Origin of the sequence: Chroococcidiopsis sp., assembly GCF_051657925.1 — a bacterium.
Taxonomy (GTDB): domain Bacteria; phylum Cyanobacteriota; class Cyanobacteriia; order Cyanobacteriales; family Chroococcidiopsidaceae; genus Chroococcidiopsis.
Window position 1 is genome coordinate 1 of record NZ_JBOFLP010000200.1, and the last position, 16270, is coordinate 16270.

General features: G+C 45.4%; 18 protein-coding genes and 1 tRNA gene. 12 read left to right on the forward strand and 7 right to left on the reverse strand.

What is annotated here, in order from left to right; genetic code table 11:
* On the reverse strand, window positions 1–121 hold a 121-nt coding region (locus tag ACRC32_RS15845), incomplete at its 3' end, for a transposase (protein ID WP_438554887.1).
* Between the two features lie 122 nt (window positions 122–243).
* Here ACRC32_RS15845 and ACRC32_RS15850 point away from each other — a divergent pair.
* Window positions 244–555 (forward strand): zinc ribbon domain-containing protein, encoded by a 312-nt coding sequence (locus tag ACRC32_RS15850; protein ID WP_438554872.1) that lies wholly within the window; start codon window positions 244–246, stop codon window positions 553–555.
* 18 nt (window positions 556–573) lie between these two features.
* Here ACRC32_RS15850 and ACRC32_RS15855 read toward each other — a convergent pair whose 3' ends face one another.
* Window positions 574–1266, reverse strand: a complete 693-nt coding sequence (locus ACRC32_RS15855) for a hypothetical protein (protein WP_438554873.1) — start codon at window positions 1264–1266, stop codon at window positions 574–576.
* Between the two features lie 174 nt (window positions 1267–1440).
* Complete coding sequence (locus tag ACRC32_RS15860; RefSeq protein ID WP_438554888.1) at window positions 1441–2394, reverse strand: serine hydrolase; 954 nt, start codon at window positions 2392–2394, stop codon at window positions 1441–1443.
* Window positions 2395–2505: 111 nt separating this feature from the next.
* Here ACRC32_RS15860 and ACRC32_RS15865 point away from each other — a divergent pair, with 111 nt between their 5' ends.
* The 3 genes from ACRC32_RS15865 to ACRC32_RS15875 all read left to right on the forward strand — a co-directional run bounded on the left by ACRC32_RS15865 (window position 2506) and on the right by ACRC32_RS15875 (window position 5600).
* Window positions 2506–3237 carry a C40 family peptidase gene (locus ACRC32_RS15865; protein ID WP_438554874.1) on the forward strand — a complete coding sequence of 244 codons (732 nt, stop codon included), beginning with the start codon at window positions 2506–2508 and terminating at the stop codon, window positions 3235–3237.
* A gap of 56 nt (window positions 3238–3293) precedes the next feature.
* Complete coding sequence (locus ACRC32_RS15870) at window positions 3294–4298, forward strand: glycosyltransferase family 2 protein (RefSeq protein WP_438554875.1); 1005 nt, start codon at window positions 3294–3296, stop codon at window positions 4296–4298.
* A 75-nt stretch (window positions 4299–4373) separates the two neighbouring features.
* A complete protein-coding gene (locus ACRC32_RS15875; protein ID WP_438554876.1) occupies window positions 4374–5600 on the forward strand; it encodes an MFS transporter in 1227 nt (408 codons plus the stop codon).
* 36 nt (window positions 5601–5636) lie between these two features.
* Here ACRC32_RS15875 and ACRC32_RS15880 read toward each other — a convergent pair.
* Window positions 5637–5710 (reverse strand) — tRNA-Arg (locus ACRC32_RS15880).
* A 36-nt stretch (window positions 5711–5746) separates the two neighbouring features.
* Here ACRC32_RS15880 and moaC point away from each other — a divergent pair.
* On the forward strand, window positions 5747–6253 hold the full coding sequence (moaC, locus tag ACRC32_RS15885; RefSeq protein WP_438554877.1) for a cyclic pyranopterin monophosphate synthase MoaC: 507 nt from the start codon (window positions 5747–5749) through the stop codon (window positions 6251–6253).
* 97 nt (window positions 6254–6350) lie between these two features.
* Here moaC and ACRC32_RS15890 read toward each other — a convergent pair whose 3' ends face one another.
* Both ACRC32_RS15890 and ACRC32_RS15895 read right to left on the reverse strand, forming a co-directional pair.
* Window positions 6351–7061 (reverse strand): OmpA family protein, encoded by a 711-nt coding sequence (locus ACRC32_RS15890; protein ID WP_438554878.1) that lies wholly within the window; start codon window positions 7059–7061, stop codon window positions 6351–6353.
* Window positions 7058–7789: a hypothetical protein gene (locus ACRC32_RS15895; RefSeq protein WP_438554879.1), complete on the reverse strand. Its 732-nt coding sequence runs from the start codon at window positions 7787–7789 to the stop codon at window positions 7058–7060. The genes ACRC32_RS15890 and ACRC32_RS15895 overlap by 4 nt, the downstream gene beginning before the upstream one ends.
* Before the next feature lie 220 nt (window positions 7790–8009).
* On the opposite strand from ACRC32_RS15895, the gene ACRC32_RS15900 reads away from it, so the two are divergent.
* Together ACRC32_RS15900 and ACRC32_RS15905 are read left to right on the forward strand one after the other, a co-directional pair.
* A complete protein-coding gene (locus ACRC32_RS15900; protein WP_438554880.1) occupies window positions 8010–8309 on the forward strand; it encodes a DUF1778 domain-containing protein in 300 nt (99 codons plus the stop codon).
* Window positions 8284–8796, forward strand: coding sequence for a GNAT family N-acetyltransferase (locus ACRC32_RS15905; RefSeq protein ID WP_438554881.1), 513 nt, complete (start codon window positions 8284–8286; stop codon window positions 8794–8796). The genes ACRC32_RS15900 and ACRC32_RS15905 overlap by 26 nt, the downstream gene beginning before the upstream one ends.
* A gap of 9 nt (window positions 8797–8805) precedes the next feature.
* Here ACRC32_RS15905 and ACRC32_RS15910 read toward each other — a convergent pair whose 3' ends face one another.
* On the reverse strand, window positions 8806–11829 hold the full coding sequence (locus tag ACRC32_RS15910; protein ID WP_438554882.1) for a UPF0182 family protein: 3024 nt from the start codon (window positions 11827–11829) through the stop codon (window positions 8806–8808).
* Between the two features lie 224 nt (window positions 11830–12053).
* On the opposite strand from ACRC32_RS15910, the gene ACRC32_RS15915 reads away from it, so the two are divergent.
* The 5 genes from ACRC32_RS15915 to ACRC32_RS15935 form a co-directional block, all read left to right on the forward strand.
* Window positions 12054–13244, forward strand: coding sequence for a response regulator (locus tag ACRC32_RS15915; RefSeq protein WP_438554883.1), 1191 nt, complete (start codon window positions 12054–12056; stop codon window positions 13242–13244).
* 18 nt (window positions 13245–13262) lie between these two features.
* Window positions 13263–13454 carry a hypothetical protein gene (locus tag ACRC32_RS15920; RefSeq protein WP_438554884.1) on the forward strand — a complete coding sequence of 64 codons (192 nt, stop codon included), beginning with the start codon at window positions 13263–13265 and terminating at the stop codon, window positions 13452–13454.
* 53 nt (window positions 13455–13507) lie between these two features.
* Window positions 13508–13867 carry a response regulator gene (locus tag ACRC32_RS15925; protein WP_317107529.1) on the forward strand — a complete coding sequence of 120 codons (360 nt, stop codon included), beginning with the start codon at window positions 13508–13510 and terminating at the stop codon, window positions 13865–13867.
* Window positions 13867–14352: a chemotaxis protein CheW gene (locus ACRC32_RS15930; RefSeq protein ID WP_438554885.1), complete on the forward strand. Its 486-nt coding sequence runs from the start codon at window positions 13867–13869 to the stop codon at window positions 14350–14352. Before ACRC32_RS15925 ends, ACRC32_RS15930 begins: the two co-directional genes overlap by 1 nt.
* A 279-nt stretch (window positions 14353–14631) precedes the next feature.
* On the forward strand, window positions 14632–16270 hold a 1639-nt coding region (locus ACRC32_RS15935), incomplete at its 3' end, for a cache domain-containing protein (protein ID WP_438554886.1).

Genomic DNA, 16270 nt, shown 5'->3' on the forward strand with positions numbered 1-16270 from the left:
TAAACACTTCGCGCAAACTATGTTCTCGTTGAGGAGCATCTTCTTTCATTAAGCTTAAGTATGGAGCGACAAATGCCCACTCTTCATCGCTCACATCAGTCGGGTATGCTTTTCTATCCATATCCCTACTCTAGCGAACACTAAAAGTGCATAACACGCTCTAGAAGGTGTAAACCCAAAATCGACAACGATGGGACTTGGCTGCTGAACGGACAATCAGCTAAATCTGGACTCAATAGATCGATGCTCGATGCCGCTCACGGACAATTCGTTCAAGTCTTGAAGTTTGTTGCCTGGAAGCTTGGAAAAGTCGTGAGAGAAATCGATCCCAGAGGCACGTCTCAACATTGTTGGAATTGCCTCAATAAAGTATCGAAAGAATTAAAAGATAGGTGGCATTCTTGTTCCTGTGGAGAAGAACTGCACAGGGATTTAAACAGTGCCAAACTCATCAAAAAGATTGGGCTAACCTGTCCAATAGTGGAGAAGGTTTCCGCTTCACTTAAAACCGCTCAAGAGATTTTGTCTTTTGGGAAGCCCGCGCTGTCCGCTTAGCGGCAGCGTCGGGAGGATTCACAAGCCAGGGAAGTTATAGCCGACTCCTAGTAATAAACCAATGGAAGTTTCCTCAAAAAAGGCAACGTTTACCCCAGCCGTAGCAGTGAATTGATTAGTCAGGGGAAAATCTACCCCACCAGTAAGCAAGAAGTCGGTTTGACTGTCATCACCAGAGGCGATCGCAACTCCCCCACCTATGTAAGGTGATATGGGTAGCGCAGCATCTATGACATCGACTCCTGGCAAAGAAATATCGTAAGTTAGGGGAATCAGAAAAACCGTATCTCCCCCAAAGACGGCAGATGGACGCACTGAAAAGTTACTGGGCAGCCCAATTTTGCTAATCACGGCAAAGTTAGAGTCGCCTAAATCCGTGTCCCCATCCAAACCTATATTAGCGGCAATGCCAACATAGCTAGAACCACCGATAACTGCGCGTCCCACATCAGCGCTATCGACTTGTGCGATCTGGGAATTATCGATTTTTGTCGTTTCTAACTCTGGAAGTGCAGCAGATTGAGTCGTAAGAGTCGTAGCTGAAGTCACAGACGTTCCTGGCATCGGGACGACACGATCTGGAGGTTGTGCAGGTTGGTTTATCTGTAGGCGATCGCTACTAGCTGTCTGAGCTTGAGCAGATAAACTCCAACCGAGTACAGTCAAGGACGCAACACCGAATACCAACGGCAAATGACGAGAAAAAAGCATATTTGCGTTCACTCCTAGAAGATTTTATGCTGAAAACTTGCATAATTCACTCTATCTATTAGTTATTAGCTCTAGCTTTTCAGAATTTGTCAATATTTGTTTGTCATTTGTCATTTGTCATTTGTTGTTGGTTGACAGTTAACCGATCGCTGGTCACTGGTCACTGGTCACTGGTCACTGCTCCCGACTCCCCAAGGTAGCGACTGCGGCAGCGATCTGCTGCGAGATAAAGGGTAAGATATGACGATTTTTGCTGTGGGCGCGACCTTCGGTAAATACGACTAATAAGTATGGTCGCAAATTAGGAATTTCTATATAAGCAGCATCGTGGCGGACTTGACTCGTCCAGCCAGCTTTTGCCCACAATTGCGCTTCTGGGGGTAATCCGCCACCTAAAAAACCCGTAATTTGGTCTTCGTCATTATCTGTTGCTAAATCGGTAGGGTTGAGGCTGCGCTTGAGTAATCCCATCATTGCTTGCGATCGCCCGCTAGACACCGCTACCCCACCTACAATACTATGTAATAATCTTGCCGTGGCATTGGTTGTCAGCATATTGCGATTGTCCATCAATTCTCCTACAAACGCTCGTTCGCGCCCGTAGGGACCATCACACCAAGTTTTTTGATTGACGTTAATTGTTGCCATCTCCTCCCAACCAAGAGATTGATAGTAGCGATTAATGATATTGCGTTGAGTTTTCCAAGTTTCAAAAGGCGCGGCTGGGAGTTCGGGACCGCTAGTCGTACCGCTGAGAACGTCAACTATTAAACTAGTTGCATCATTGCTAGAATCAGCGATCGCATCGCGCATGGCGCGTTCGATCTCCGGCGAAGCCCCCACCATACCTTTTTCTAGCCATTCTTGCATCGCCACCAAATAAAATAGTTTGACGATACTAGCAGGATAGATTCGTTCCACACCGCGATAGCTATACCCCCGAATTGGAAAATTCCAGAAGGCTTGGGGACTCAAAGCGCCACCTGTATTGACTGGGACTGGAGGATCGTAGACAATCCACGTCAGAGCAATTTGATTACGCGCCAAAGTGGGAAATTCTGCCCAAGTTGTTTCTAAAACGCGATCGCCCAGAGTTTCTAGTTGTTCGTCTTTGCGGAAAAATATCATAGCGAGGTAATGGGTAATGGGTAATGGGTAATGGGTAATGGCGATCGACAACCAACAACTAACAACTAACAACCACCAACTACCTACGACCAACTACCATCTAATTTTCATATGGTTACTTTAGAACAGTTACAAATTGGCATCGAATATCAGTGCCTCAGTCCTCTAAATATATATGATTCTCCTCAGTGCGATCGCTTGGCAACTCAAGCAGCAGCAGGAAGACATTTACAAGTTACGACTATACCTGACAACCCGTCAGCAATTGAGGTGTGCTTGTGTGAAGATGATTATCCAGGTTGGCTGCTCGGATCTGACATACAAAAATTAGCTACAGCCAAGTCTCCTTATCAAGCGATCGCTCTTTCTAGTGCAGAAATCGATCGTCGCTTGCCAAAAGTTATTGACTATGCATGTCAAGCGATGCAGCAACCCAATTACTATTTATGGGGTGGAACGTTAGGACCAAACTATGACTGTTCGGGCTTGATCCAAGCAGCTTTTGTTTCAGTGGGTGTTTGGTTACCTAGAGATGCATATCAACAGGAAACTTTTGTCGAAACAATTTCTGAAGCGGAAATTTCACCGGGAGATTTGGTCTTTTTTGGGACGGATAAGAAAGCTACCCATGTAGGGCTATATTTAGGCGCTGGATCTTATATACATAGTTCTGGGCAAAAAATGGGACGTAACGGTATTGCGATCGATCGCTTAACAGCAGAGGAAGACGAGATCGGTCGGTCGTATTTTCAACAGCTGCGTTCCTACGGCAGAGTCGTTAAATGTTATGAGGGAATTCAAAAGTCAAAAGTCAAAAGTCAAAAGTCAGAAGTCAAAAATTAGGAGACAAGAAAGAAGTCGCAACTCACACCCCACACCCCACACCCCACACCCCACTCATGATCGTTTCCGATAGCTTAACTCAGTCCAATGGGGCGATTGCCTCAAACCAACTCGATGTTTCGGTGGTCGTACCAGTTTACAACGAGGTAGAGAGCATACCTCACTTGCTGGAGGCGATCGCTTCTACCGTGAAAGCAAGTGGTTTAACATACGATATCATTTGCGTCGATGATGGCTCCAAAGACGGTTCGGCGGATTTCCTCAAGCAACAAGCAACAGAACGCACCGATTTAAAAGCTATCTTGTTACGACGCAATTACGGACAAACAGCAGCAATGGCGGCTGGATTTAAATATGCTACAGGGAAAGCGATCGTCACTCTGGATGCAGATTTACAAAACGATCCGGCGGATATTCCTGCTTTACTTGCCAAACTAGATGCGGGCTATGATTTGGTAAGCGGTTGGCGCAAACAACGACAAGATGCAGCTTTAACTCGCTTACTTCCTTCTAAAATTGCTAATAAACTCATTGGCATGACAACAGGTGTCAAGTTACACGACTACGGCTGTTCTCTCAAAGCTTATCGGTCGGAACTCGTAGCCGATATGAATCTCTACGGAGAATTGCACCGCTTTCTACCCGCTTTAGCATTTATTGAAGGGGCGAGAATTGGCGAAATGCCCGTGAGACATCACGCACGGCGTTTTGGTCGTAGCAAGTATGGGTTGTGGCGGACGTTTCGCGTGTTGATGGATCTGCTGACAATCTCCTTCATGAAGAAGTTTCTCACCCGTCCCATGCACGTATTCGGTCTCTTCGGGCTACTGTCTCTAGTCTTAGGTACGGCAATCGGGCTATATTTGACTTTCTTGAAATTGGGTTTGGGTCAAAGTATTGGCAATCGTCCCTTATTGATTTTGTCTGTCTTGCTATTCATCACTGGGGTACAGTTGTTTTGCTTTGGACTACTGGCAGAACTTTTGATGCGGACGTACCATGAATCTCAAGGTCGTCCAATCTATCGCGTGCGAGAGGTCGTAGGTCATAATGTTAAGTAAAGTAAAAATATTTGGTGTAGAGACGTTATATGTAACGTCTCTACACCGGATACTCCCTACTCCCTTTCTTGAACCTTGAACGTTTTTCTTAAATTCGATCGCAGTTTGCGGCGAAATTTGCTGATTTTATTCTGTGCTGGGCTGAGTTTCTGGTCTAGTCTGACAGCATTATTGCCCGTTCTGCCTCTTTACATCGAGAATGTAGGGGCGAACAAGCAACAAATTGGTATGGTGATGGGCTGTTTTGCCATTGGACTGTTATTATTTCGTCCTTGGTTGGGACAGCTTGCCGATCGCCGCAGTCGTAAGCTGGTGTTATACATTGGCACGGCTGTAGTGGCGATCGCCCCTTTAGGTTATTTAGTCATTACATCTTTGCCTTTATTGATGGCACTGCGAGCGTTTCACGGTATCAGTATTGCCGCTTTTACCACGGGCTACAGCGCCCTAGTCGCCGATATTGCACCCCCCCAACATCGCGGTGAAGTTATCGGCTATATGAGTTTAGTGACCGCGATTGGAATGGCAGTGGGACCCGCCATCGGCGGTTTTTTACAAGCTGGGGCTGGCTATGCACCCCTCTTTCTCCTCTCGGCAGGGTTGGGATTTTTGAGCATCTTGTTTACTTCCCAAGTCTACAATCCACCGATCGCGAAAGTGACAACCGAAAGTCCTTCAGCAGATCGGTTTTGGAGTTTATTATTCAGTCCGCGACTGCGTATCCCCGCAATTGTTTTATTACTCGTCGGTTTAGCTTTCGGAACTTTAAGTACCTTTGCACCCTTATTTATTAAAGCGACTCAAGTAGATTTAAACGCAGGCTTATTTTACACCGCAGCCGCGATCGCGAGTTTTGTCGTGCGCTTGACTACGGGACGAGCTTCCGACCGTTACGGCAGGGGTTTATTTATTTCCATTAGCTTGATTCTCTACTCGGTATCGATGCTGCTGCTATGGCAAGCTACCAATGCCAGTATGTTTTTATGGGCAGCAATTATCGAAGGGGCTGGGGCAGGAATGCTATTGCCTACGATTGCCGCACTACTTGTAGACCGCGCCCAGCCAGACGAACGGGGTAGAATCTTTGGCGTGTGTATGGTGGGGTTCGATGTGGGAATTGCGATCGCGGGTCCCTTCTTAGGTCTAATTGCGGAACAAGTCGGTTATCGGGCGATGTTTGGTGCGGCTGGCGGGTTAACTTTTCTTGCCTTACTCATCTTCCTGACCCATTCGAGCAAAAGTTTTCCTGCCTCTTTACGTTTTGCTTTAGGCAGGGGTCAGGATGCATACGCATTAAAATAGGGGCAGGTTTGCAAACCTGCCCCTACACATAAAAAACGGGCGAGGAGGGATTCGAACCCCCGACACCGTGGTCCGTAGCCACGTGCTCTAGTCCACTGAGCTACACACCCTTGCCAGAAACTTATAGTAACACACACTTTGACTAAATGACACAAGAAAATTTTTCTACTGCTAATTTGACTCATCTCGATTGGCAAGGGCAAGCTCAGATGGTAGATGTTTCCGCCAAACAGCCAACAGTTCGAGAAGCGATCGCCTCTGGTAGAGTGAGGATGCAAGCAGATACTTTGGCAGCAATTCAAGCTGGCAACGCCCCCAAAGGTGATGTCTTGGGAACGGCAAGACTAGCCGGAATTATGGCAGCCAAGCAAACATCAAATCTCATTCCCCTGTGCCATCCCTTACCCCTACAAAAAGTCGAAGTCCAAATTACTCCCGATCCCGAACTTCCTGGCTATCAAATTATTGCCACAGTCAGAACCAAAGCCGAAACGGGTGTAGAAATGGAAGCACTCACCGCCGTCTCCGTCACTGCTTTGACACTTTACGACATGGCAAAAGCCCTAGAAAAATCGATGCAAATTGAAGCGATACATTTGGTTAGTAAGACGGGCGGGAAGTCGGGAGATTATACGGTAATGGGTAATGGGTAATGGGTCATTGGTCATCGGTAAGAGAGTAGTGTGTGGTACCTAGTGCAAGAAATACTTACGACTTACGACTTACGACTTACGACTTACGACTTACGACTTACGACTTACGACTTATAATCACCTCTACCCGCCGATTTTTCTGCCTTCCTTCGGGATTATCTGCACCATTAGATTTCGCGTTCGGGGCGATGGGCTGTTTTTCACCCCAACCTTTAGCTGTCATGCGGCTATTATTAATACTAAAGTTTTGCGCTAAATAGTTTTTGACAGCTTCTGCCCGCTTCTGAGAAAGCACCTGATTGTAAGCATCGCTACCTTTACTATCTGTATACCCGTTGACGGTCACGGGTGCTTTGGCATAGTTTTTCAGCAGTAGGCTCAGTTTTTGTAGCGTTGGTTTAGCACTAGAACGAATATTCGATTTATCGAAATCAAATAAAATATTTTCTGGTAAATTAATCCGAATACCTGTGCTAGTTTCTTGGGCTTTTAAGTCTGTCAAAGCTTTTTGGACTGCTGTTTGCGTTGTTTGAGTAGATTGGACGACCTCTAGCTGCGTAACAGAAGCACCGGATTGATGGGGTTGTTCTAATTGAGTTACAGCGATCGCCTGTGGTTCTTCTAAAGTTGTAATTGCAGTAGTTGAAGGCTGCTGAGTCTTTGTTGCATCAGAATGACTTACCTGCTGGCTGTCACAAGCAACCGTTAGCATTAGCAGCAATCCAGCGATCCACCTCACATCAACAATTCCGACTTCCGTAGCTTGTTTAAGCAGGCGAGTATTCCGACTTCCGAATTCTTCCCTCATTTTGCTTCACCCTGAAGCGGGATATTAAAGGTCATCTTCGGGTTATTACTAAAATTTTCATTGCCACCAAATCTATTATTTGTAGTTAAGGTCAAAGTAGTTGCATTAGGAGCAATTCGACCGTTAAAGACAAATTTTCCTTTAAGGGTCGTGTTGGGGTCAACTCTAATGTCTTCGTTGTTCGGTGGTTCTGCCAGATTATACTGATTGCCCAAATTATCTGCGATTACCATATCGCGACTGTTATTGAGTCGAATGGCATTACGATGACCGTTTGTCACGCTGAGATCGGCGGTGATGTGGTCGTCAGCAAAGGTAATTCCCGTAAGTCGCGCTGTCGTACCGTTAGCATGATTGACTTGGAGGCTAAGAGTTTGGGGCGCAGGTAACGAAGGATCGATCGCAGCAGTTGTAGCAGCAGGAGGACTCGCGGCTGTCGTACTCGTCTCAGCTTGAGTTGGAGGTGGCGCAGCGTTTGGTTGAGGTTCGTTATTTGATGGTATTAGGTTTGTTGCCGATTGAGTCGATCGCTGCTGCATAAACATATACAGTCCGCCACCGACTAAAACGACTAGTAGTAGGGTGGAAACTACACCCAACAAAAACACGAGTATTCCATTGTTGCTGCGTCCGACAGTTGATTCCGCGTGCGGGCGATCGCTCACTTGTCCGCTCGTACGATTCGTAACTTCTGACTCGGTGCGATCGTTGCTTTTGAAGTTGGGCATACATTAAATACTGCATTTTAATGTTTAATTTTTAATTAAATTTCGATGCTAACAAGAATCCTTTTATACACCTACCTCAAGATACCTACCAAAAACGTTCTTTCAAGTCAACTTCCTCTTTATGTAAATTAAACTAGGTGAATTAAACTAAAAAGCAAAAGTGGGTGTCATTTTGTCACCAATTTAGTTACAATAACACTATAAAAAGCCAAAATGTATCATGCCTAACCGCCCTCAAAATGATGAACGAGTCACGGCAAGAGTTTCTGCTTCAGTTAAAGAAACCTTGCAAAAAGCTGCTGAGTTGTCTGGTGCTACCTTGAACCAATTTCTCATCCAAGCAGCCCTCAAAGAAGCCCAAAAAGTTCTAGAAGCAGAACGGATAATTAGCATTACACAACAAGATGCAGACAAGATTTTTCATTCACTAGAAAACCCGCCTGCTGCCAATCAAAAATTGCTCTCAGCAATTGCTCGACACCAAGATTTTTTTAGTGAAAGTCATTCAACTACTCGATAAATCTCACGAACGCGAACAGTTTGACTGTGGTAACGAAGCCCTTAACCAATTTCTGAAACAGACAGCACGGCAACATATACAGAAAGGCATTTCTCGTACCTTCGTTCTCATCGATTGCACTTGTCCTAGAGAAATTATTGGTTTTTTTACCTTGACTTTGTGCGAAGTACGCTTACAAGAACTGCCCCAAAAATGGGCGAAGAAATATCCTTCTCTAATTCCAGGGGTAAAATTAGCTCGCTTAGCAGTGGGCAAAAATTGGCAACGACAAGGAATTGGAGAAATTTTAATAGTTGAAGCGATGCAGCGGGCGCTGGTTGTAGCAGAAAATGCGGGTGGAATAGGGCTGTTTGTGGATGCTAAAGATGAAACAGCTAAAGCCTATTACTTACGCTATGGTTTTGAGAGTCTTGACTCGCCTTTACAAATGTTTCTTCCTTTGCAAACTATCGAGTCATTCCTCAAACAAGCAATTGAACCGAACTGAGGTTTGTTTTTAGTTATTTTCTTCCACCGGACGAATAATTGGCGTTGCAGGTGTTTCCTTTTGTTGAAAAATAGCTTGTAATGCTTGTTCTAAACTCTCTGCCATCACAATTCTATTTTCGTAAGCCACAATGACTCGTACTAAAGTTGGCAAGCTATTTTGCGCTGCTTCTAAGTAAAGTGGTTCGACATATAACAGCGATTGTTCTATGGGAATTATCAATAAATTTCCTTGAATTGTTCTAGAACCCTGTCGGTTCCACAACGAAATTTGTTGAGAGATGACTGGATCTTGATTAATTCTCGCTTCAATTTGTTCGGGACCATAAACCAGTCGCTGTTTGGGAAACTCGTACAGTAATAATCTACCGTAGTTCTCGCCATCCGATCGCGCTGCCAACCAAGCAATTAAATTCGTCCTTTGACTAGGAACATAAGGTAACAAAAGGATAAATTCTTCAAACGGTACGGTAGGTAAACTGGTGATTAAATAATAAGGCTCGACTAATTTTGCTTCATTGCCGTAGACTTCAGTAGGAATTTGCCACTGGTCTTCTCTGTTATAAAACACTTGAGGATCGGTCATATGATATGTTGTCAACCGTTCTGCTTGGATGCTGAACAAGTCTTGTGGATAACGAATGTGCGATCGCAAAGTTTTTGGTAAATTTTTTAAAGGTTGAAACAAACCAGGAAAAACTTTTTGCCAAGTGTTAATTATCGGATCGTTAGGATCGGCAACATAGAAATTGAGCGTACCGTGATAGGCATCGATAACAACTTTAACTGAGTTACGAATATAGTTAATTCCTTCATTACCAGGATCGGCATAGGGATAGCGATCGCTCGTCGTGTATCCATCAACAATCCAGTAAAGATAACTTTGCGGATCTCCTGCATCTGCAACTACCAAATAGGGATCGCGATCGTAGCGGATAAAAGGAGCGATCGCCCGAATTCTCTGATTAATATTACGCCGAAATAGTAGCTTCGTTTGGGGTGTAAAATCCTGTGTCAACAGCATTTGCCAGTCATTTAAGTACTTAGCAAATAGCAACCGCCGCCAAAACGAGCCGATATTAATCCCACCCTTACCGTCATAAACGTTATAAACATTATCATTGCCACTTGGGTAGTCTAATTCTTTTGTCTGCGTACCCGTCATGACGTAGGTATCTGTAATTTCCCCAAAATAAATTCGCGGTTGTCCGATGGGAATACTATCGCGGATTGCTTCACTAGAGACAGCCAGAGTACTGCCATCAGTTGTTGTGTCGCTGATATCTTTGACAAAATACTCCGGTAGTCCCCCAGCAGCCGCCGTATTCACGGGACTGAGGGTAAAACCATAGCCATGCGTGTAAATTAAGTGTTGGTTTACCCATGTTTGTGCTTCTTGGGGTACGGCGCTATAGTCTAACTCTCTTGCGGCAATCAAAGTTTGCCTTGTTTCCGTATTGGCTGTATTTACAGCAGGTTGCTGTTGTTCGGTTGTAGATGGTGGTGCGGCACTGGGTCGGCGCGCAATTGTATCTTGTAGTAAGGTATAGCGATCGATATCGGCATCGGGAAACCGATAATACAGACGAATTTGTTGCAATTGGCGATTTGTTTCTAATAGGGGACGTTGATCCCACAGGCGAATATTGCGAATGGTGAGGTCGTTAACTTGAATATCTTTATAGGTAAGATTATTTTGTGGATCGAAGGTGCGGTTATCGATTCCCAAGTTAAACGCTTGACGAGTTAATACAATACTTCGCTGAATGTATGCTCGTTCTCTTTCCAATTCATTCGGGAGTACGATAAAACCCTGCACTGCTGAAGGTAATAGCGTACCAGTCCCGACAGCAATTAGTAAATACGCGCTAACGCTCCCAATTAAAAACTTGCGTCTGAATTGCTTGGGATAACTAAAAACTGCGCCCCAGAACAAAAAAATAGCGATCGCCACTGCCAATAAACTTAAGAAAGTATTGGCTGGTAGCTGTACCATTACATCTGTATAACCTGCGCCGAAGGACACGCCACGGCGAGAATAAAGTAATTCATAGCGGTTTAACCAATAACTGAGAGCAACCGCCAGCATGAAACAGCCGCCTAATCCCTCTAGATGTCGCTGCTGCGATCGCGTAAACCTGGTAAATCGCCCTTGACTTAAATTATTTCCAGCTAAAAGATAAGTCAGGGCGACAGCAGTTAAACCATATAAAAACATTCCCACCAGCCAAAATTCTAATAATTCTCCTAATGGGAGGGTGAAGATATAAAAGCTAATATCGCGATTAAAGACGGGTTCGCTACTATTAAAAGTGGTGGGATTGAGATATTTCAGTATTCTTGCCCAATTCCCAAACAGAACTAGACCAAAAATTCCACTGAACACAATCGCGATCGCCCACAGAAAAAAGCGCGTATAGAATAATAGCGCGATCGTCAATCCTGCCAACACACCCAGCGCCCAAACTTGGGAGAACAATCGTTCGCCTAGAGAGAAAACTGATGCTGGTCTAAATAACTTGGGAATCAGCGGCGATATATTCGGTAAATTCAAGTCAGTTTGCCAGTACTGCCTAGCAATTTGACCGTAATGCCACAACAACAGCCCCACCAAGAGACTTAATAGCAGGACTAGGGGGAGAAATAGTTGCAGTGGTAGTTGGTACTTGGTAATTGGTAGTTGGTAGTTGGTAGTTGGTAGTTGCTCTCTTCTCTCCCCCAGCTCTCTTCTCCCCAACTTCCCCAGCTCCCTCAGCGCTCTTCCCCTGCTCCCTACTCCCTGCTCCCTGCTCCCTATCAAGCGTTCAGCCACTACTAAATTACCCAACAAATACAAAGCCGTGACACCAAAGCCGATCGCCCATAATAAACCTTGGGTTAATAGTCGTAGTCTTAATACTGGCAAGTGACCGACTTCTTGAAACCAAAAAATCTCTGCCCCCAGACGGGTGACAAGATCGAAAATTAACCACAAGCCAAAGGCGATTGCGATAAGTTGAAAACAGCGCTGCAAAAATATAGGTTTTCTTAACACTTTCTTACTGTCAATATCTGAAAAAATTTTATGTTCGTTAGATGCAGAAAACTCGCTTACTTAGCGACTCTTAAGAAAAAGTATAGATAGCTTTTGCCCTTTGTTGCCGCAATCGCCTGCACTTAAATTCTTGACGAAGATGTTAGCAATCTGAAAATTTAGGGAACTATAAAAGCGAGAAAACTAGGGTTGCCAGAGTATAGGGACTTTCGCGGATAATTGGTATGCAATCAAATTTAAGCTTTTCGTTTGGGGCATCAGAACTAACCGACCGACTGAAGCAAGTTTTTGACGATACCCTGACAGGGTACTGGCAAATTCAATTAAGCAAAGGAGAGCGCTCTCGTATTCCTCAACCTCGCTATCTAGGAGTCGTGCAAGGGCGGGTCATTTCCTCTGGAATTGAGAAACTAGCAGCGTGGAAGCCTTTTTTAGCAACTCTAAATCAATCTATACCTCAACTGCGCCAACCACAAGCACAACAAGCATTCGGACAGCTACAACAGGAATTATCTAGCAAGGAAGCCACGCCTTTAAGCAAAATTGTCGTCGAGATGGTCAATATGAAATTGGTCACTCACGACGACGTAACGCAAGCACTGCGGCAAAAAATTCTCATCGATTTAGATACATATTTATTTGACTACGGCGGACAAGCTCAGTTTTTTTCCGAACCCGAACTCGTTGTCAATACTCCAATTCGCGGCTTTGAATTGAGTGGTTTGTTTGTAGAAGCCTCAAACCGCCAAAGTCAATGGAAGCAACTGCAAAAATACATTCCTTCCCTCGATAGCACTCTGATATTGAAACAGGAGGCAATAGCAGCTGCTTCTATGCCAACAGCACAACAGCAGCAGTTACACAACTTAGTCCAACCAGGTAAAAGTTTAGCGGCGATCGCCCGAACGATGGGAAAAGATCCTTTAGAAGTCGCAAAATTCTTTAGCCGTTTGATCGAAAGAGGCTTAGTAGAAATAGAAAAGTCCGTTAACACTTCTGACAATTCTCAATCTTCAGCAGAAATCTTTATTGTTGATGACTCGCCTCTACTAATCCAGCAATTTCGTCAACTCGTAGAAGGTTGGGGATACCAAGTGAAGTATTCCAACAATGCTCTGACTGCGGTGCAAACAATGATGGAATCTCAACCCTTAGCAATTTTTCTCGATATCAATATGCCAGGAGCTTCTGGATTCGACCTGATTAAGCAAATTCGACGACAACCCCAACTAGCATCGCTTCCTCTCGTGTTACTGACAGCCGAGAAATCTGTTTCCAACCAATGGCGAGCGCAGTGGGCAAACTGCAAGTTTTTAGCTAAGCCACGCACCCCTGCCGAAGTGCCAACATTTCGCACGGATTTGCGGCAAATGCTATTTGAAATAGCTCCTACCACTAAAGATATGGTTGTGTAATTCGATAGGCAATTTGTGATGAAATTACGCACCATTGACTCCGGTACGGGCGGGTTTAGCAAAAGAGACGCGCTTGACGGCAGCAATCTGCACTCAAAACCCGCCCCTACGATAACTAACTCCGGTACGGGCGGGTTTAGCAAAAGAGACGCGCTTGACGGCAGCAATCTACACTCAAAACCCGCCCCTACGATAACTGATAACTGTTGATGGGAATTCTAAATATTAAGGTCAATTAAACCACACTAAAGGACGACACACTCATGAAATTTTTAGTTGTTGATGATAGCTCGGTCGATCGCCACTTACTTACTTCTTTATTAGAAAGTTTAGGGCATCAAGTCGATGCTTGTTCCGACTCGAAGGAAGCTATGCAAATGCTTACAGATCGAGACTATGCATCTGTATTTCTAGATATTGTGATGCCAGAACAGGACGGCTACAAGTTTTTGCGCGAGGTTCGTTCTAACCAGAAAACTGCAAAGCAGCACGTCATTTTCTGTTCGACTAAAAAGACTCCTCTGGAGATTGACTATGGCATGAAACGGGCTGGAGCCGATGATTATTTGATCAAACCCGTGACGCGGGAAACAGTCGAGCAAGCTTTACAAAAGGTACGCTAATGAACCCCTCTCCTGACGCGATCGCCCAAAGTGATGCATCGATCCAGTTTGAGGAAAAGCAACAGCGATATATCCTCACTCAAGTCGAACAATTTACTTTTGTCTTGCCGCTAACTCTAGTGGCGGAAATTCCAATTGTCGAGCGATCGCAGATCCTTGTGATGCCGTTCTACTCGCCAGTGATAATGGGGGTACTCCATCATGCAGGTCACGTTATCCCGTTAGTTTCTCTACGTCAACTCTTGGGTATCGCCAAGGGTTTTGTCACAGAAAGACTGACAGTGGTGCAATTAAGCGCTGCGGCGGCGGAACAAGCAGGACTGGGGTTAGTTGTCGATCGCACCTTGGGGATGCGATCGCATTCCCAATTACCACCAGATTTATTTGATGCCGCGCAGTCAAATACTGAACCAAACATGCGACTGTTCAAACCGGAAATCTTAGCAGATTCATTGTGGCAACCCCTGAGATGGCGATCGACTTGATAAAGGGAGCGCACGAGCAGGGAGCAGCGACCAGTAAATAGGGTGTGGGGTGTGGGGTGTGGGGTGTGGGGTGTGGGGTGACAGTGACCAGTGACTCCTGACCAGTGACCAGTTAGTTATTTTTCTCCCCCATCCTCCTCAGCTCAAGAGCAGCTCTCTTCTCTCCCTCAGCTCCCTCAGCTTCCCCAGCTCCCTCAGCTCTCCCTTGTCCCCCTTGTCCCCCTGCTCCCTGCTCCCTACTCCCTACTCCCTTTTTTTGTAAACAATATTCTCAATCATATGGCTACTAATCAACCTACCGTTTCCCCGTCTGCCCCGCAAAACAGTCCTGGGCGAAAAATTCGGTTTAATTCCATCGGTACAGTACTGTTTATCTCCGTCATGGGCGGTGCGTTAGTTAGTCTCGGTGGTATTAGTTTTTTCTTCTATCAGTCTTTAAAACAACAAATACTCACACAGATCGGCGATAACTTAAACACTGAGATCGCCTCAATTGAAGGTAAGTTAGAACCTGTGAAGCAATCGATGCGCGATTTAACTGGTGCATCTGAGTTGTTGAGCAGCAAGAAAGCGGTCAATGCAGATCTACTTGATGCTTTACTGCTCAAATCCTTTCTCCATCGCCCTACTTTGGCTATGGGTATGGCAATGGAACAAACGGCTTATGCAATTCTTCCAGACCGTCAATGGCATGGAACGTATTTTTATATAGACCAAAAAGACCCCAAGCAGCCAGGTAAGCGTCTAGCTGCACCTTACGACCAACTATTCCAAGTGGATTTGTTCAAGGAGGACAATTACCCGACTCAATCATACTTTAAAGATCCCATAGCACAGGGAAGCGAAAGCTGGACTGAGCCTTACTCCTGGTATAACATCCCCATGACCAGTTTTAGTAAGGTAATACGCGATCGCAACAATAAAATTCTTGGTATTACCGCGATCGACGTAAACTTAGGGGCTTTGAGCGACCAGATCTCCAAATCTGTGATTCGTAACCAGGGCTATTTTGTCCTCGCCAGCGAACAGGGTAAACTCATGTCTTACCCACCCGCACCCGATCGCGCTAAAAATCAGAGCGGCTACGAGACAATTCCAGAACTCAAAGCTATCTGGTCGAAAATCTCATCGCCGGACAAAAAAGAGCGATCGGGACTATTGTTGACGGGAGGTAAATTCTGGGCTTATCAAAGAGTTCCCAGCACCAATTGGTTAATGATGGCAGCAGTACCGGAAGGAGTTGTTCTCGGTCCAGTTTTGACAATTACGATCGCTGGTGCATTGGGTGCGGGTTTGTTATTAACAACCGTTGTCTTACTATTCGTGCGCAGCCTCAATCGTCGCTTGCGCCCAATTCTAGATGAATGTAACAAGCTAGCGCAAGCGGATGCTGAGACCGAAATGCAAATGCAGCAGCAAGACGAGATCGGTCGGTTGTCAACTTCATTTTTCAACTTGTTGAAACAGGTTGCGGCTAACGAGGATCGGATTCGGGAGGAAGTATCGCGGACGGTATCTACACAGGAACAGCTAAAACAAGCAGAACTCAATCAACAAGAAGGGGAAGCGCTGTCGATGGAGGTGATCCACATCCTCGACGTGGTGTCGGCAGTAGAAGAAGGGGATTTAACAGTACAAGCTGATGTAAGCGATCGCGCTACCGGGCTAGTGGCAGACACCCTCAACCGCCTGTTAGAAAAACTCGGACAAGTGCTGGCTCAGGTATATGCCGCAGCAGAACAAGTCTCCGTGGGTTCTAGTGCCTTGGGACAGCTAGCTGAAACTGTAGCAAATAACGCGGCAACACAAGCGCAAGAAGTAGAACAGGTACTACAGTTAACTCAACAGGTAGGGGAATCAGCACAAGACTCTGCGGGAACGGTCGATCGCTCGAATCAATCTCTCACCGAAGTGCAAT

What these genes read in the sequence shown, in the direction of transcription:
- ACRC32_RS15925 (WP_317107529.1), top strand. Translation starts at nt 13,508, where the DNA reads ATGAAATTTTTAGTTGTTGATGATAGCTCGGTCGATCGCCACTTACTT.
- ACRC32_RS15860 (WP_438554888.1), bottom strand. Translation starts at nt 2,394, where the DNA reads ATGATATTTTTCCGCAAAGACGAACAACTAGAAACTCTGGGCGATCGC.
- ACRC32_RS15870 (WP_438554875.1), top strand. Translation starts at nt 3,294, where the DNA reads ATGATCGTTTCCGATAGCTTAACTCAGTCCAATGGGGCGATTGCCTCA.
- ACRC32_RS15920 (WP_438554884.1), top strand. Translation starts at nt 13,263, where the DNA reads ATGAAATTACGCACCATTGACTCCGGTACGGGCGGGTTTAGCAAAAGA.
- ACRC32_RS15895 (WP_438554879.1), bottom strand. Translation starts at nt 7,789, where the DNA reads ATGCCCAACTTCAAAAGCAACGATCGCACCGAGTCAGAAGTTACGAAT.
- ACRC32_RS15890 (WP_438554878.1), bottom strand. Translation starts at nt 7,061, where the DNA reads ATGAGGGAAGAATTCGGAAGTCGGAATACTCGCCTGCTTAAACAAGCT.
- ACRC32_RS15850 (WP_438554872.1), top strand. Translation starts at nt 244, where the DNA reads ATGCTCGATGCCGCTCACGGACAATTCGTTCAAGTCTTGAAGTTTGTT.
- ACRC32_RS15930 (WP_438554885.1), top strand. Translation starts at nt 13,867, where the DNA reads ATGAACCCCTCTCCTGACGCGATCGCCCAAAGTGATGCATCGATCCAG.
- ACRC32_RS15900 (WP_438554880.1), top strand. Translation starts at nt 8,010, where the DNA reads ATGCCTAACCGCCCTCAAAATGATGAACGAGTCACGGCAAGAGTTTCT.
- ACRC32_RS15865 (WP_438554874.1), top strand. Translation starts at nt 2,506, where the DNA reads ATGGTTACTTTAGAACAGTTACAAATTGGCATCGAATATCAGTGCCTC.
- ACRC32_RS15915 (WP_438554883.1), top strand. Translation starts at nt 12,054, where the DNA reads ATGCAATCAAATTTAAGCTTTTCGTTTGGGGCATCAGAACTAACCGAC.
- ACRC32_RS15855 (WP_438554873.1), bottom strand. Translation starts at nt 1,266, where the DNA reads ATGCTTTTTTCTCGTCATTTGCCGTTGGTATTCGGTGTTGCGTCCTTG.
- moaC (WP_438554877.1), top strand. Translation starts at nt 5,747, where the DNA reads ATGACACAAGAAAATTTTTCTACTGCTAATTTGACTCATCTCGATTGG.